This is a genomic window from Nocardia sp. NPDC102475 (assembly GCF_055584605.1).
Map to the genome: position 1 here is coordinate 1 of NZ_JBVJLS010000037.1, position 13,735 is coordinate 13,735.

At 65.4% G+C, this 13,735-nt stretch carries 17 protein-coding genes; 6 read left to right on the plus strand and 11 right to left on the minus strand.

Translation table 11 applies throughout. The annotated features are described in order from the left end of the window. Nucleotides 1-91: 91 nt before the first annotated feature. Genes ACZ60G_RS40420 through ACZ60G_RS40465 form a run of 10 tightly spaced genes read right to left on the minus strand, consistent with a single transcriptional unit; the run spans nt 92 to nt 5,405 of the window. Nucleotides 92-382, minus strand: a complete 291-nt coding sequence (locus ACZ60G_RS40420; protein ID WP_465817252.1) for a gas vesicle protein K — start codon at nt 380-382, stop codon at nt 92-94. Continuing rightward, nucleotides 375-611, minus strand: a complete 237-nt coding sequence (locus ACZ60G_RS40425) for a gas vesicle protein (RefSeq protein ID WP_465817253.1) — start codon at nt 609-611, stop codon at nt 375-377. Before ACZ60G_RS40425 ends, ACZ60G_RS40420 begins: the two co-directional genes overlap by 8 nt. Next, nucleotides 608-1,402: a GvpL/GvpF family gas vesicle protein gene (locus ACZ60G_RS40430; protein ID WP_465817254.1), complete on the minus strand. Its 795-nt coding sequence runs from the start codon at nt 1,400-1,402 to the stop codon at nt 608-610. The genes ACZ60G_RS40425 and ACZ60G_RS40430 overlap by 4 nt, the downstream gene beginning before the upstream one ends. Beyond that, nucleotides 1,395-1,787, minus strand: a complete 393-nt coding sequence (gene gvpJ, locus ACZ60G_RS40435; RefSeq protein WP_465817255.1) for a gas vesicle protein GvpJ — start codon at nt 1,785-1,787, stop codon at nt 1,395-1,397. The genes ACZ60G_RS40430 and gvpJ (ACZ60G_RS40435) overlap by 8 nt, the downstream gene beginning before the upstream one ends. Then, on the minus strand, nt 1,784-2,110 hold the full coding sequence (gene gvpO, locus ACZ60G_RS40440; protein WP_465817305.1) for a gas vesicle protein GvpO: 327 nt from the start codon (nt 2,108-2,110) through the stop codon (nt 1,784-1,786). The genes gvpJ (ACZ60G_RS40435) and gvpO overlap by 4 nt, the downstream gene beginning before the upstream one ends. Before the next feature lie 14 nt (nt 2,111-2,124). Beyond that, nucleotides 2,125-2,382, minus strand: coding sequence for a gas vesicle protein GvpG (locus ACZ60G_RS40445; RefSeq protein ID WP_465817256.1), 258 nt, complete (start codon nt 2,380-2,382; stop codon nt 2,125-2,127). 2 nt (nt 2,383-2,384) lie between these two features. Further along, the gene (locus ACZ60G_RS40450) at nt 2,385-3,143 is read right to left on the minus strand and encodes a GvpL/GvpF family gas vesicle protein (RefSeq protein WP_465817257.1); all 759 of its coding nucleotides are present in this window, start codon (nt 3,141-3,143) and stop codon (nt 2,385-2,387) included. Next, the gene (gene gvpJ, locus ACZ60G_RS40455) at nt 3,143-3,547 is read right to left on the minus strand and encodes a gas vesicle protein GvpJ (protein ID WP_465817258.1); all 405 of its coding nucleotides are present in this window, start codon (nt 3,545-3,547) and stop codon (nt 3,143-3,145) included. The genes ACZ60G_RS40450 and gvpJ (ACZ60G_RS40455) overlap by 1 nt, the downstream gene beginning before the upstream one ends. Continuing rightward, nucleotides 3,544-4,734, minus strand: coding sequence for an SRPBCC family protein (locus ACZ60G_RS40460; RefSeq protein ID WP_465817259.1), 1,191 nt, complete (start codon nt 4,732-4,734; stop codon nt 3,544-3,546). Before ACZ60G_RS40460 ends, gvpJ (ACZ60G_RS40455) begins: the two co-directional genes overlap by 4 nt. Before the next feature lie 5 nt (nt 4,735-4,739). Then, nucleotides 4,740-5,405 (minus strand): hypothetical protein, encoded by a 666-nt coding sequence (locus ACZ60G_RS40465; RefSeq protein WP_465817260.1) that lies wholly within the window; start codon nt 5,403-5,405, stop codon nt 4,740-4,742. A gap of 699 nt (nt 5,406-6,104) precedes the next feature. Between ACZ60G_RS40465 and ACZ60G_RS40470 the strand changes: the two genes are divergently transcribed. The 6 genes from ACZ60G_RS40470 (at nt 6,105) to ACZ60G_RS40495 (ending at nt 13,305) form a co-directional block, all read left to right on the plus strand. Further along, nucleotides 6,105-7,304: a PucR family transcriptional regulator gene (locus ACZ60G_RS40470; RefSeq protein ID WP_465817261.1), complete on the plus strand. Its 1,200-nt coding sequence runs from the start codon at nt 6,105-6,107 to the stop codon at nt 7,302-7,304. Between the two features lie 155 nt (nt 7,305-7,459). Continuing rightward, nucleotides 7,460-8,914 (plus strand): dihydrolipoyl dehydrogenase, encoded by a 1,455-nt coding sequence (lpdA, locus tag ACZ60G_RS40475; protein WP_465817262.1) that lies wholly within the window; start codon nt 7,460-7,462, stop codon nt 8,912-8,914. A gap of 9 nt (nt 8,915-8,923) precedes the next feature. After that, nucleotides 8,924-9,991, plus strand: coding sequence for a pyruvate dehydrogenase (acetyl-transferring) E1 component subunit alpha (pdhA, locus tag ACZ60G_RS40480; RefSeq protein WP_465817263.1), 1,068 nt, complete (start codon nt 8,924-8,926; stop codon nt 9,989-9,991). A 41-nt stretch (nt 9,992-10,032) separates the two neighbouring features. Beyond that, nucleotides 10,033-11,016 carry an alpha-ketoacid dehydrogenase subunit beta gene (locus tag ACZ60G_RS40485; protein WP_465817264.1) on the plus strand — a complete coding sequence of 328 codons (984 nt, stop codon included), beginning with the start codon at nt 10,033-10,035 and terminating at the stop codon, nt 11,014-11,016. 11 nt (nt 11,017-11,027) lie between these two features. Then, nucleotides 11,028-12,302 carry a dihydrolipoamide acetyltransferase family protein gene (locus ACZ60G_RS40490; protein ID WP_465817265.1) on the plus strand — a complete coding sequence of 425 codons (1,275 nt, stop codon included), beginning with the start codon at nt 11,028-11,030 and terminating at the stop codon, nt 12,300-12,302. A gap of 94 nt (nt 12,303-12,396) precedes the next feature. After that, complete coding sequence (locus ACZ60G_RS40495) at nt 12,397-13,305, plus strand: bile acid:sodium symporter family protein (protein ID WP_465817266.1); 909 nt, start codon at nt 12,397-12,399, stop codon at nt 13,303-13,305. On the opposite strand, the gene ACZ60G_RS40500 is transcribed toward ACZ60G_RS40495, so the two are convergent. After that, entirely contained in the window at nt 13,283-13,714 is a 432-nt protein-coding gene (locus ACZ60G_RS40500; RefSeq protein WP_465817267.1) for a MarR family winged helix-turn-helix transcriptional regulator, read from the minus strand. The two genes, ACZ60G_RS40495 and ACZ60G_RS40500, sit on opposite strands and share 23 nt — an antisense overlap. Between the last annotated feature and the right edge of the window lie 21 nt (nt 13,715-13,735).

Genomic DNA, 13,735 nt, shown 5'->3' on the forward strand with positions numbered 1-13,735 from the left:
GATACGACAAACTCGCCGTCCGCTACCTGGCCACTGTCCACATCGCAGCCATCAACATCTGGCTTGGCACCGGCTACTTCTTAAACACGGCCTAGTCGGGAAGAAGCTTTCCCAAGGGACCCAGGTCGATGTTGAGATCTTCTGGGGTGAGGCCGAAATGGTCACGCAGTTCGTCCATGCGTTGTTCGAGCAGCATCAGGGTGGTGCCGATGCGTTCGATCTGGGTTTCGGTCAGCTCGCCGTCGTCCACGCGCCGCAGGGCCTGCCGTTCCATCAGCTGCCGCAGCAATTCCACCAATGTGAGCACGAGCGTGACGAGCCCACGCTCGACGGATTCAGGGTTGGTATCGATACGCGGTGGAATGCCACTGATTTCAGTCATCGCGGGGCGGTTCCAGTTCAGGGTGAGCCGCCGCGGGTTCGACCGAGAAGGCAGACAGCGTACTGATGGATGAGACGAGGGCTCGCAACGAGATCGCGACCAGGTCTACGTCCGCGATGGCCAGCCTGATGTCGCCGGTGATGATTACCCCGTCGGCCAGCACTCGGTCCAGCAGGTCGACGAGCGCGACCCGGCGCTCGCCGTCGACGCTCTGTTCCGCGGGTTTCATATCGGCTCCTGGTCCACGCCGGCGAACGAATACGGCGGCCACGGACCGGTGATTTCGAACCGGATGCCGGGCAATTCCTTGCCGAGTTCGTCCACGGCCGCGGCGAAGTCACCGGCATGGTCGTCATCGACCAGATAGGTGCCGTTGAGCACCATCCAGTCACGGCGGCCGCTCAGCGCCGGATCCGTCGCCGCTTGACGACGGCCCGCGGCGGACTGGCGAACCAAGCGCGCATGTACCGCCTCGGCCCGCTCTGCCGCGTCGCGTTCCACAGTTTCCTGTGCGGACAGTTCCGCGCGACGACGAGCCAGATAGGCCGTGCCCGAGCCCTTTTCGCTCCCGGCACTCGCGGCCCTGGCATCGGCCACTGCGGCGGTGAGGGCAGCACGGTCGGTATAGGCTTTCACGCCCCACTCGGTGCGGCCGGTCACCAGCGTCAGCGCTGCGATGAAGTCCGTACGCCTCGTATCGAGCAGCTCGCGTACCCGCTCGTCGTCGAGAAAAACCGTGGCCAGACGTAGCGGGACGGTCGGGCCGCGGCGCACCAAGGCCGACACGACGGCGTCGTGCGCGCGGGCGGTCGCCGCGAGCCAGTCCAGATCCTCCAAGTTCCGGTGTAGGGGCTGCTCCCCGAATACTGCGAGGGGCACCGATCCCACGAACGCCGCCAGCCCATCGCAGACCACCGTGCGTACCCGCTCGCCCGCCACACCGGTGATCGAGCCCAGCCCCGACGCGGCGTCGGTGGCGCGAGTCACCGCGTACAACCAGACGCCGACCTCGTCAGTCACGCTCTCTCGATTCCTCGGGTTCACGGCGGCGTTCGATGGATTGGTGGCGCTTGCCCGCGGCCTCGAGTTCGGCGATTCGGTCGCGTAGTTCCCGGTTCTCCAGTTCGAGGTCGTGATCCTGCCGCTCGAGCGTGCGGGCCTTGCTGTTGAGCCAGGGGTCGGTCTCCCACCAGTCGATGCCGACCGCCTTCGCCGTCTCCAAGGACGCGATGACCAGCCGCAGCTTGATCGTGAGCAGTTCGATGTCGAGCAGATTCACCTGGATGTCGCCCGCGATCACCAAACCCTTGTCGAGCACCCGTTCGAGGATGTCGGCGAGATTCGTCGACTGATGTCCGCCACCGTACGGCTGCGGTGCCGACGACTCGCCTCCGACCACCGTCATCGTCGATTTCTTCCGCCGATATCGGTGCTGCCGCGGTAGTAGCGCCTGGTTCTGCGGTAGGCCAGTAGATTTCCGTCCAGGTCGAGCTCGAGCTCGTATAGCGCCAGCATGTCTCCCGACGACGGGATACGGCGATCCTCGAGCACTTCCATCTCGACCAGCCATCCGTCCTCGATCGGCTCCATGGAGGTGACTCCCTCCACGTGCTTCGAGGTCAGTTCCACGAGGATCTCGATTGCCGCGGCCGAGGCCTGCGCCGCGGTGATGGGAGGCGGTTCGTCCGACACCGAGTCGACATCCTCGGGGTTTTCGGGAGTGGTCATGCGTGCCACGTGAGTCACTCCTTCCGGTTGGTCGCAGTCGTGCCGCCCGCGGGCCGGAGCGTGCGATCGAGAACAGCCTTCTGCGCTTGCTTGCGCTCTTCTTCGGACAGGCGACCGGCTGCGGCCGCCGCATCGATCTCCTCGAGTTCGCGCCGCACTGCCGCGGGACTTTGAACCTGTTGCTCTACCTGGTCCTGGATCAGTTCGCCCAGCCAGATCACGCCGCGCACCGGAGCGAGGGGCAACGACAAGATCGATGACAGCAGACCCATGGTCAGCTTTCGGGTGCCTGCTTCATCACGAAGTCGTAGGCCGCCATCGGTCCGAGCAGAGTCAGTTCGACGCGGTCCTCCCAGTCCGCGGCGAGCCGGCGCAACACATCCTCCAGATCGCCTTGCCGACTGCTGTCGAGCAGAACCGCGACGTGGACCGCGTCCTCCTCATGGGTGGGCTGGCGCTGGTTGACGAGCGGATCGAAATCCTCGAGTTCGGAAATCACCCTGCGGGTGTCCTCGGCGCGTTTGGCTTCGATTGCCTGATTGATCATTTCACCCAGTGCGATTCGGGCATCGCGGGTGGCGTCTTCGGGTTTGTCGTGGATCTCCTCACGTAGCCGGGCGACTTCGGCGTTCTCGTCGACGAGTTCACGCAGGACGGCGTTCTCGACGTAGCGTCCCTTGATCACGAACTGCGCACGACCCTCCAGTTCCGCCAGCGCGGCGCGGAACTCGTCCTCGTGTTCGCCGAGCAACTCGTTCTCCACCGCCTCCTCATCGGTCATCACCGCTCCGAAGCGCAGCGGCAGCACCGGAACCACGGCCGCCGAATCGTCCAGCAGCTTGGCGTGCGCGGCAAGGTCATCGGGCTCGCCGAGCGGGTGATCGGTGGCGATGTCACTGACCAGCGCGGCGATCTCGCCGTGCCGCACCACCGCGACATCGCTCGGGGGGTCGCCGATACCACTGGCATGCGGCTGCGGCTCCACATCGGCGGGCACGATGCCGTAGACGTACACGGCGTGGGCGGTAGCCATCATTCCTCCCTGCGCCGCGAAGACCGGGGTGCTGTCTGGCGCTTGTCCTCGACGTCGTCGAGGAAGCTTTTGACTTTCTCGCCCGCCGCCTCGAGCGCACCCTTCGTCTTGTGTTTGCTCGCGCCTTCGGTGACGTCGCCGACGATATCGGTCAAGCCCTTGGGTTCACTGGTGGAAATTTCGAGCCGGTTGACGGCCTCCGCGAAGCGCAGATACGTGTCGACGCTGGCCACCACGACTCGGGCGTCGATCGTCACCAGTTCGATGCCGACCAACGACACGCGCGCGAACGCATCGATAACCAGACCTTTGTCCAGAATCGTGTCCACAACGTCGGCAAGGCTGGAGGAATTCGGGCGCGCCATCGTGCCGGCTCCGCCACCGCCCGCGGGTTCGATGGTCATGTTCGTGCTCTCCTCTCGCTCGACCGGCGGGCCGCCGTGGTGCGGCGCTGCGAACCCGATCGACGGCGGAGCGGCGGGGGCGTGGTCTGCTCGTCCTCGTCTTGCTCGTTCTCGTCTTGCTCGGCCTCGTCGTACTCGTCGGACTCCTCTTTGCGTTCCTCTTCGTCTCGGTTTTCGTCGTCCGCAGTTTCGGCCTCGGCGTCTCGATCTTCCTCGTCCGCAGTTTCGGCCTCGGCGTTCTCCTGTTCCTCGCGCCGCGCGGTCTCGTCGTCCTTGACGACCTTGCTGTCGTGGATCTCGCCGTGCCAGCCCACGATGTCGTCGGGGTGCAGCACAGCCTCGGTCATGACATGCCGCTCGAATTGCTTCAGTTCCAGGCGGCATCGGCGACCGGCCGCGCGCCACAGATTGGCTGTCTTCTCGAAGACGCCGTTGGGTTGGTACTCGAGCACTACGAGGATGCGGGTCAGATCCGGTGTGATCTCATGGAAGCTCACCGCGCCGTCGATGTAGCCCTTGGCACCTGAGGAACGCCAGACGATCCGCTCGAAGGGCACCTGTTCGAGGATCGTGGATTTCCAAGTCCGCCTGGACCAGAACACCTTGCCGGTCCAGGTGAGTTTCTCGTCGGACTCCTGCTCGACCTGCTCGATCTTCTTGGTGAACTTCGGAAAGTCCGCGAACTGGGTCCACTGGTCGTAGGCGAGGTCGATCGGAACGCCGAGATCGAGTTGCTCGACGATATTGGTCGGTTTGCGCTTGTTGCCGCCACCCTTGCCCTTGCCCCCGGTCACGGACTCCTTGACCGATTCGAAGTTGTCGCGGACGGAGTGCTTCAGCTTCTCCATGCCCGCACTCATCGTCGCTCGCAGCGGCGAGGCGCCTTGGCTGAGTTTTTCCACTCCCGTTATCGCCGAAAGTAGATTTCCCCCACCGTCTTCAGCGTATTGATTCAGCCGGTCGGCGGCCTTCGATACCTTCCCCGAGAGCCCGGAAGCCGCACGTTCGGCCAGGGTCGCGGTGAGATTCTGCACCGATTGCTGCAGCGGGCCGGTCGGGACCGCTTTTTGGGTCTTCCTCTGAATGGTCGATCCGGCCCCGGTCGCGGCTTTTGTGGCCCGGCCCGCGGAGGCGGCGGCCTTCTTGCCGACTCCGCTCGTCGCATCACGCAGTGTCTTGGCCGCCATCGGCCTCATCTCCTCGTGCGTCGCACAGGCGCTTCGTCGGCTTCATCGGTATCGACGCGACTACGGCGTCGGCGGGCCGAGGATGCCTTACGCTCGGCGGACCCGGGCGCACGGTCCGCGGTCCGGGAGCCCGTCCTACGCGTGGCTGTACGCGTCCGGCGTGCCCGCGGCCGCGCGCTGGTCCGCTCGGAGTCCTCGTCGTACTCGTCTCGGGTTCGGTCGGAGTCGTCCTCGTCGTACTCGTCTTCGTCGCCTTCGTCCTCGGCCGGTTCTTCCTCAGCGGATTCTTCTTCGGCCAACTCGTCCTCGGGCCGCTCGTACTCGTCCTCGTCCGAAACCGGCTCCTGCGACTCGGCTCGGTCCTCCTCCGCGTCGGGTATCGCACGCTGCTGCAACCGGGCGTTGAGCGCGTCGATGCGGTTGCTGGCCGCGGTGACTGCGGCGGAGCGCACAGCGCCCACCAACTCACCCTTGACGGTATCGGTGATCTGGGTCAGCTCCTGCGACGATTTGAGCAACGACGTCCCCCGCTCCAGCAGTTCCGCAGGCATTCCCGTCGACCGCCTCGACATCGCCGCCCCTGCCAGCGCCAGCGCGAATCGCATCTTTCGCGTGCGCCCCAGCACGTAACCGATGCCCACCCCTATGGCAATTCTTGCTCCACCTTTCACAGCTCACTCCTTGCTCGCCTCGACACCCAAACGCATCAGCGAAGCCCGGACATCCGAGACACGACGCCCCAGAGTGGGGACACATCGGGGCGCAGAATTTTGGCAAACTTCAGCGTATTCCTGGTTACCGAATAGGTCCATGGGTGCGGCCGGCGAAAAGCGGTCGAGATGGATGTCAGTGCTGCCCGAAACCGTGAGACCGCCGATGGTGGACCAGTGTTGCTCCGGTTGGTTCGCTTCTGCTGACGACGCTGGATCAACCAGGCCCTGACAGATGCCGTGGAAACCCGGACCACCTGCGCCAGGTCCAGGCACATCCAGGTCGAAGCCTTCACGGCCGGGCCGCGGACTTCCGACGAAGTCACCGTCTCGACCCGTCGCCGATCAAACTCGGCCTGTATCACTCCGGGCCAGCCGCATGATCCGCGATGCCGTCGCGGCTGGTTACCGCACTCGCGTCGACTCCGCCCATGACCGGCGACGAGTGGTACCGAAACTCACCGACAACGGTCGAGACTTGCTCGCCGTCTCCCGCGATTGGCAACGGCGATGCTTCGATCAACTCACCGCGTCCTGGCACGAACGCGACCGCCGCCTACCTGCGACGCCTGGCCGACGGTGCAACCACCTGCCCCTCGAAATCTCTTGGGACGGTGTCGCATATCGACGTCGCAACGGCACTGAGTAGCGTCGACTGGTATGGCTACACCCCCGCATCCGGTCGCCACGGCGGGTACACGGAAGTTGGCCGCGGCCTGCCGGGCGGAGATTCCAGTGCTGACCCGGCGGTTGCTGTCGGCGATTTTCACCGATAACCCGGAGTGGACGGATTACACCTCGGTGCCGCGCAAGGAGTTGCGGGAAGGGTGCCGGCAATATCTGACCCGGATCTTGGATCTGCTGGGTGGGGCGGCGACCGATCCCGAACACGATGATGTGGCCGCGGCGATCGGCAGGCATCGCGCTGCGCAAGCGGTGCCGTTGGAGGCGATGTTGCGCACGTTCCGGCTCGGCGGCGGGATCGTATGGGAGGCGTTGCTGGGCAAGGCCGAGGCGATCGACGCGCGGGAGGTCCGCGAGGCGGGTACCGCGATGTGGACGGTGATCGATGGGTTGTCCTCGGCGTTGGTCACGTCGTATCGCAATGCCGAACTCGAACAGGTGCGCCACGATGAACGCCGCAGGCATGCGCTGATCGAGGATCTGCTCGCCGGGCGCGCGCACGATGCGACGTTTGCCGCGCGGGTGGCGCGCGAGCTGAACTTGCCCGCCCAGGGTGCGTATCTGGTGGTCGCGGTCCGTGGCGGTGAGGGACGGCCGCTGCGCGCAGGTGCCGAAACCGCGTTGGGCGCGTCGGGGATTCGGTCGGTATGGCATGACCGGGTGGATGCCACGATCGGGCTGGTGTCGCTGGCCCGTCACGACAGCGCTACCGTGCTGGCTCATCTGCGTCCCCAGATACGCGGACTGGCCGGCGTCTCCCCCGCTGTCGCGGGACTCGCGGATGTCGATACCGCGCACGCGCTCGCTCTCGTCGCGATGCAGACAATGCCCTGGGACGCAACGGGATTGGTCGCCTTGGACGAGCGTTATCCGGAAGCGCTGCTGGTCCGCTCGCCCGACCTGACCGAACTGCTGGTCACCCGAACCCTGGGCCCGGTGCTGGCGCTCCCGGTCAAAGAGCGTGACTCGCTGCTGCACACCCTTGCGGTGTGGCTGGCGGAGAACTGCTCGGCGGCCAATGCCGCACCGCGTCTGCATTGCCACCGCAATACCGTGATCAACCGGTTGCAGCGCATCTCGACCCTGCTCGGTCGTCCGCTCGACGGACAACGCTCTTATCTGGAGCTTTCGCTCGCGCTCGCGGCGCTCCGACTCGGCGAATCAGAGTACCGATAGGCATCCGCGAAATTGGGCTCAGCGCCCATTTTCGAGACCGATTTCCTGGGCTTCGGAGTGATTGTCTGTGCGCTGGGTGGTGACGAGACTCGTCGATGATGACTCGCGCCATACCCGTGCCGAGTCGAAATCGTTCGAGACGAGGAGCACCACGAGTGCCGGACTTCGATCTATTGGTGGTCGGTGGCGGCCCCGGCGGCTATGTGGCCGCCATCCGGGCGGCCCAGCACGGCTCGACCGTCGCCCTGGTGGAGAAGGAACGGCCCGGCGGGGTCTGCCTGAACTGGGGCTGCATTCCGACCAAGGCCATGCTGCGATCGGCGGAGGTTTTCCAGACCGTCAGCGCCGCAGCGGATTTCGGTGTCTATGCCGACAATGTGCGCTTCGACTTCGCCGCTGTGCGCCAGCGCAAGGACGGCATCGTCAAGGAACTCACCGACGGGGTCGCGGGTTTGCTCGCGGCCAACGGCGTGACGGTCATCGAGGGCCATGCCCGGTTCATCGATCCCACCACCGTCGAGGTGCACGAGGTGGGTCCCTCACCCGTCGGTCCGCAGGGACCGCGCTACGCCGCCGCCCCGACCACGCCGATCCGGCAGGTCAGTGCGCGCGATGTGATCATCGCGACCGGCTCGGTGCCCGCTCGGCTGCCGATTCCCGGCGCCGACCTGCCCGGCGTGATCACCTCCGACGGCGCCTTCGGGTTGACCGAGGTACCGAAGCGGCTGGTGATCATCGGCGGCAGCGCGGTCGGCGCCGAATGGGCCAGCCTGTTCGCCACCTTCGGCGCCGAGGTCACGATCGTCGAAATGCAGGACCGGCTCGTTCCCGCGGAGGACACCGATATCGGGACCGCACTCGGCCGTTCCTTCGGCAAGCGCGGCATTTCGGTGCTCACCGGGTCGACAGTGAAATCCATTGCACAAGAGTCGAATCAGGCACTGCGCGTCACTGTCGACGGCCCGCGAGCATGCGAGCTCGATGCCGACGTGGTGCTGGTCGGTGTCGGCCGGCGTCCCAACACCGCCGACCTCGGCTTGGACATTGCCGCAATCGCCACCGACGACCGTGGATTCATCACCGTCGACGAGCAATTGCGTACCGGTACCGCGCATGTGTACGCCATCGGCGACGTCACCGGTCGGGCGCTGCTCGCCCACGTCGCCTCCCATCAAGGCCTCACCGCCGCCGACGTGATCGCAGGACATCAGGCCCATATCGATTACACGGTGATCCCCGCGGCCACATTTACCCATCCGGAGATCGCCAGCGTCGGACTCACCGAAGCCGCCGCCCGCGCCGCCGGGCACGAGGTGATCACCGCGCGCTTTCCGTTCGCAGCCCTGGGTCGAGCCAAAACGTTCGGCGAGACCGAGGGATTCGTGAAAATTGTTGCCGGGCTACAGCATCAGGAAATCCTCGGTGTGCACATCATCGGGCCATCGGCCAGCGACCTGATCATCGAAGGCGCACTGGCGATTTCCCTCGAGGCGACGCTCGACGAGCTGGCCGACACCATCCACGCCCACCCGACCCTCGGCGAGATCGGCATGGAGGCGGCGCTGGCCGGCCTCGGACTGCCCGTACACATCGCGCCACGCAAACGCTGAGGAGCCACCGTGACCACGACCACAGCACCCCGTAAAATCACGTCGAAGGCCGCGGCCCGCAAGGCATTCACGGGTACCGATCCCGACACCCTGCGTGGCTACTTCCGCGACATGCTGTTCGTGCGCCGCTTCGAAGAGCGCACCGCGCAGGGCTATACCCAGGCCAAGATCGGCGGCTACTGCCATCTCAACCTCGGCGAGGAAGCCACCGTCGTCGGACTCGCCGCGGCGATGCGCCCGACCGACTACCTGTTCACCAACTACCGCGAACACGGCTACGCGATCGCCAAAGGCATCGGGCCCGGCCGGGTGATGGCCGAGCTCTACGGCCGATCCACCGGCACCTCCAAGGGCTGGGGCGGCTCGATGCATATGTTCGACACCGCGACCCGACTGCTCGGTGGATACGGGATCGTGGGCGGCCAATTGCCATTGGCCGTCGGCGCCGCACTGGCGATCGACTACCGCGGCGGGGACGATGTGGTGGTCTGCCAAATGGGTGATGGCACAACCAATATCGGAGCATTCCACGAATCGCTGAATATCGCGGCGCTGTGGCATCTGCCCGTGGTGTTCCTGGTGATCAACAACCAGACCGGCATGGGCACCACAGTCGAACAGTCCTCCGCCGAACCCGACCTCTACAAGCGCGCAGGCGCATACCGGATGCGCGGCGAACGAGTCGATGGGACCGATGTACTCGCGGTGCGGGATATCGCCACCGAGCTGGTGGAAGCCGCCCGCCGGGAGGGAAAGCCAGCTCTGCTCGAGGCCGTCAGCCACCGACTCAAGGGGCATTCGGTGGTCGACCCGGCGAAATACCGTAGCGCCGAAGCAGTTTCGACCGCGCGTGAATCCGATCCGGTCGCGCGGCTACAGCGCGAGCTGATCGTCGCCGGTTTCCTCGACGAGGACACCGTCGCCGCCATCGAGGCCGAGGTACGCGAGGGAGTCAACGCCGCCGTGGCCTTCGCCGACGCCAGTCCGCACCCGGAGCCGGCGAGCCTGTTCGACTACACCTACGCCACCCCGGTGGCCGGTGAATCCCGACGGCTGCCAGCCGATCCGCTGTTCTGAAAACACTTCCCGCGACCGCTGAGGACACCACCGTGCCTGTCATGACCTATCGCGAAGCGCTGCGCGAAACCCTGCGCGAGGAGATGCGTCGCGATGACGACGTCCTGCTCATCGGGGAAGAGATCGGCATCTTCGAAGGCTCCTACAAGATCACCGCCGGACTGCTCGCCGAATTCGGCGAGAAACGGGTCCGCGATACCCCGATCGCCGAGGAGGGATTCGTCGGCGCGGCCATCGGCGCGGCCATGCTCGGCCTACGCCCGGTCGTGGAACTCATGACGATCAACTTCTCCCTGCTGGCGCTGGACCAGATCGTCAACCACGCCGCCAAGATCTACGGCATGTTCGGCGGACAGACCAGCGTGCCGATGGTCATCCGTACTCCCGGTGGCGGCGGCCAGCAACTGGGCGCCACCCACTCGCAGAACATCGAGCTGTATTACGCGTTCGTGCCCGGACTGAAGGTCGTCGCCCCCAGCACTCCGGCCGACGCTCGGGCACTGCTGCGCGCCGCGATCGAGGACGACGACCCGGTGCTGTTCCTGGAGAACCTCGCCCTCTACAACACCAAAGGCGAAGTGCCCGAGGATCTTCCGCCCGTCCCGATCGGCAAGGCAGCGATTACGCGTCCCGGGACCGACATCACCCTCATCGGCTACTCGCGCATGGCGACGATCGCCACCCAGGTCGCCGAACGCCTGGCCACCGAAGGGATCTCGGCCGAGGTCATCGACCTGCGCAGCCTGCGCCCCTTGGACCGCGACACCATTGTCAGCTCGGTACGCAAGACCGGCTGCGCCGTGGTCGCCGAAGACGACTGGCTCACCTACGGCATCGGCGCGGAAATCGCCGCCTCCATCTCCGACGGCGCCTTCGACTACCTCGACGCACCGGTCCGGCGAGTCGCCGCCGCGGAAGTGCCACTGCCCTACGCCAAAACTCTCGAACAGATCGCGCTGCCGTCCGCCGAATCCCTTTACACCGCCGCCACGGAAACACTCGCGGCCGTCGGCCGACGCCGCTGAGAGGACTTCACATGCCCGACATCATCATGCCCCGCCTGTCCGACACCATGGAGGAAGGCGTCGTCGTCGCCTGGCTCAAGCAGGTCGGCGACAAGGTCAGCCGCGGCGATATCCTCGCCGAAATCGAAACCGATAAAGCCCTGATGGAACTCGAAGCCTACGAGGACGGCATTCTCGAGCAGATTCTGTTCGAGCCGGGCTCGCGGGTCCCGATCGGCAACACCATCGCGTTGATCGGCGACGGAACCGGGTCCGCGGCGGGCAGCTCTGCCGGACCGAACGCCGCTGCTGCCGCAAGTGGTGTGGCATCGAGTGATACGGCTGCGGACCGGGCGGCCGATGCGCCGGGAAGTGTTGGTATACAGAATAATCCGATCGACGCATCGGGAACTGTTGCCGCGGCTACAGAGACCCGAACTCACAAGAAGTCCTCACCACTGGCCCGCAAAATCGCCCGCGAACTCGACATCGACCTCGCCACCGTAACCGGCACCGGCCCCGGCGGAAGGGTCACTCGCAATGATGTCGAATCCGCTCACCGCACTATCGAATCCACACCCACTGCACCGCCGGTAGCACCCGTGACCGTCTCAGGCGACTACGACGAACTCCCGCTCAGCACCATCCAGCAGGTCTCGGCCAAACGCCTCACCGAAAGCAAACAGCAAGCCCCGCACATCTACTTGACCAGCGCAATCGACGTTACCGACCTCCTCGCCTTCCGCGCCGAGATCAACCGCACCCTCGAACAAGCAGGCAAAACCAAGGTCAGCGTCAACGATCTACTCGTCAAAGCGGTCGCCACCGCACTGCGCACCGACCCGGCCGTCAACGTGTCCATCGCCGACGACAAACTCCTGCGGCACCGCGGAATTCACCTCGGCATCGCCGTCGCCACCCCCGCCGGACTCCTCGTTCCCGTCGTCCGCGACGCCGACCGCAAGAGCGTCTCCGAAATCGCCACCGAAACCCGCGACAAAGCCGAACGCGCCCGCGACCGCAAACTCCGCGCCGACGAAATGAGCGGCGGCACCTTCACCATCTCCAACCTCGGCATGTTCGGCATCGAACAATTCACCGCCGTCATCAACCCACCCGAATCCGCCATCCTCGCCGTCGGCGCGGCCAAAGACGAACTACGCCTCGACGACTCCCAGGTCGTCACCCGCAGCATCCTGCGCGTCACCCTCTCCGCCGACCACCGCGCAATCGACGGCGCAACCGCCGCACGGTTCCTTCAGCAGTTGACCGAACTCCTGGAACACCCCTTGCGCATCATCACCTGAGCGGTCCTTCTCGCTGAACGGAAGGACCAGACCACCGCACCGGCCCAGCCGGATACCGTTTCGGCGTCCACTCCAATGCGACGAAGGAACACCGGTGAACTCACCGCTCGTATCACTGGCTCTGCCACTGGCTTTGGCCGTGATCATGTTCGGCCTCGGACTTTCGCTCAGCATCGACGATTTCACCCGCATCGCGCGCCAACCCCGGACGGTCGCTATCGCACTGGTGTGCCAGCTGCTCGTGCTGCCGTCAGCCGCGTTCGGTCTGGTACTGGTCTTCGATCTACCGCCAACCCTTGCCGTCGGCATGCTGCTGCTCGCGTCATCGCCGGGCGGTACCACGGCCAACCTGCTCAGTCACCTGTTCGGCGGCGATGTCGCACTCAATGTGTCCCTCACGGCCGTCAATTCGATCATCGCGGTCGTCACCGCACCCCTGATCACGAACTTCGCGATCGACTACTTCGAACCCGAAGCCGGTGCGAGCGGACTGGGCCTGCAGTTCGGCAAGGTGATCCAAGTGTTCGCGATGATCTTGATCCCGGTCATCGTCGGCATGCTGGTGCGACGGGTATCCACCGACTTCGCCGACCGGATGAATCGGCCGGTACGCATCGGCTCGGCGCTGACCCTGATACTCGTCATAGCCGCAAGCGTGATCAGTGGTGCCGCCGACCTGCCGGGATATCTCCTCGACGTCGGCGCGGTCACCTTTGTCTTCTGCCTGCTGAGCTTGACTGTGGGCTACTTCGTCCCCCGATGGCTCGGCGTCGACATCCGTCAGGCAATAGCCTGCTCGATGGAAATCGGTATCCACAACAGCGCCATCGCCATCACCATCGCCATCAGCGTTCTCGACAGCACCGAAATAAGTGTGCCCGCAGGGGTTTACGGCGGAATCATGCTGCCGGTCGCAGGCGCTGTCGGCTGGCTCATCACTCGGCGACACGCCGCGGTGCGGACCGAAGAGGGTGACGGTCTCAGTCGCCGAATTCGGCGTTGAGGCGGTGCAGGAGTTCGGCGAGTGTGGCCAGGTCGGATTCGGGCCAGCTCGACAGTCGTTCGTGCAGCACTCGGCGGCGGGCGGCGCGGGTCGCGTCCAGCCGCTGTTTGCCGAGCGCGGTCAGTGCGAGCAGTTGGGCGCGACCGTCGTCCGGATCGGGTTGCCGGTCGATCAGTCCGAGTTCCTCTAGTGCCGAAAGTTGGCGTCCGGTAGTGGCTTTCCCGATGCGGAAGTAGCCGGCCAGGTCGCTTGGACGGCTGGGGCCGATGGCGTCGAGCCGCATCAGGAAGGCGTAAGCGGCGGGCTCGAGACCGGGATGGACGCGTTCCGCGGACTCGAACGAGGTTCTGCGGCTGCGCCGCAGCGCCACAATGAGCTGTTCCTCGATCTCGTCGATCGTATCGTTCACCGTCTTACCCACCTCCACAGC

Excerpts from the sequence above, each read along its gene's own strand:
- ACZ60G_RS40420 (WP_465817252.1), bottom strand. The coding sequence starts at position 382 with ATGACTGAAATCAGTGGCATTCCACCGCGTATCGATACCAACCCTGAA.
- ACZ60G_RS40425 (WP_465817253.1), bottom strand. The coding sequence starts at position 611 with ATGAAACCCGCGGAACAGAGCGTCGACGGCGAGCGCCGGGTCGCGCTC.
- gvpJ (WP_465817255.1), bottom strand. The coding sequence starts at position 1,787 with ATGACGGTGGTCGGAGGCGAGTCGTCGGCACCGCAGCCGTACGGTGGC.
- gvpO (WP_465817305.1), bottom strand. The coding sequence starts at position 2,110 with ATGACCACTCCCGAAAACCCCGAGGATGTCGACTCGGTGTCGGACGAA.
- ACZ60G_RS40445 (WP_465817256.1), bottom strand. The coding sequence starts at position 2,382 with ATGGGTCTGCTGTCATCGATCTTGTCGTTGCCCCTCGCTCCGGTGCGC.
- ACZ60G_RS40450 (WP_465817257.1), bottom strand. The coding sequence starts at position 3,143 with ATGGCTACCGCCCACGCCGTGTACGTCTACGGCATCGTGCCCGCCGAT.
- gvpJ (WP_465817258.1), bottom strand. The coding sequence starts at position 3,547 with ATGACCATCGAACCCGCGGGCGGTGGCGGAGCCGGCACGATGGCGCGC.
- ACZ60G_RS40460 (WP_465817259.1), bottom strand. The coding sequence starts at position 4,734 with ATGGCGGCCAAGACACTGCGTGATGCGACGAGCGGAGTCGGCAAGAAG.
- ACZ60G_RS40470 (WP_465817261.1), top strand. The coding sequence starts at position 6,105 with ATGGCTACACCCCCGCATCCGGTCGCCACGGCGGGTACACGGAAGTTG.
- ACZ60G_RS40485 (WP_465817264.1), top strand. The coding sequence starts at position 10,033 with ATGACCTATCGCGAAGCGCTGCGCGAAACCCTGCGCGAGGAGATGCGT.
- ACZ60G_RS40490 (WP_465817265.1), top strand. The coding sequence starts at position 11,028 with ATGCCCGACATCATCATGCCCCGCCTGTCCGACACCATGGAGGAAGGC.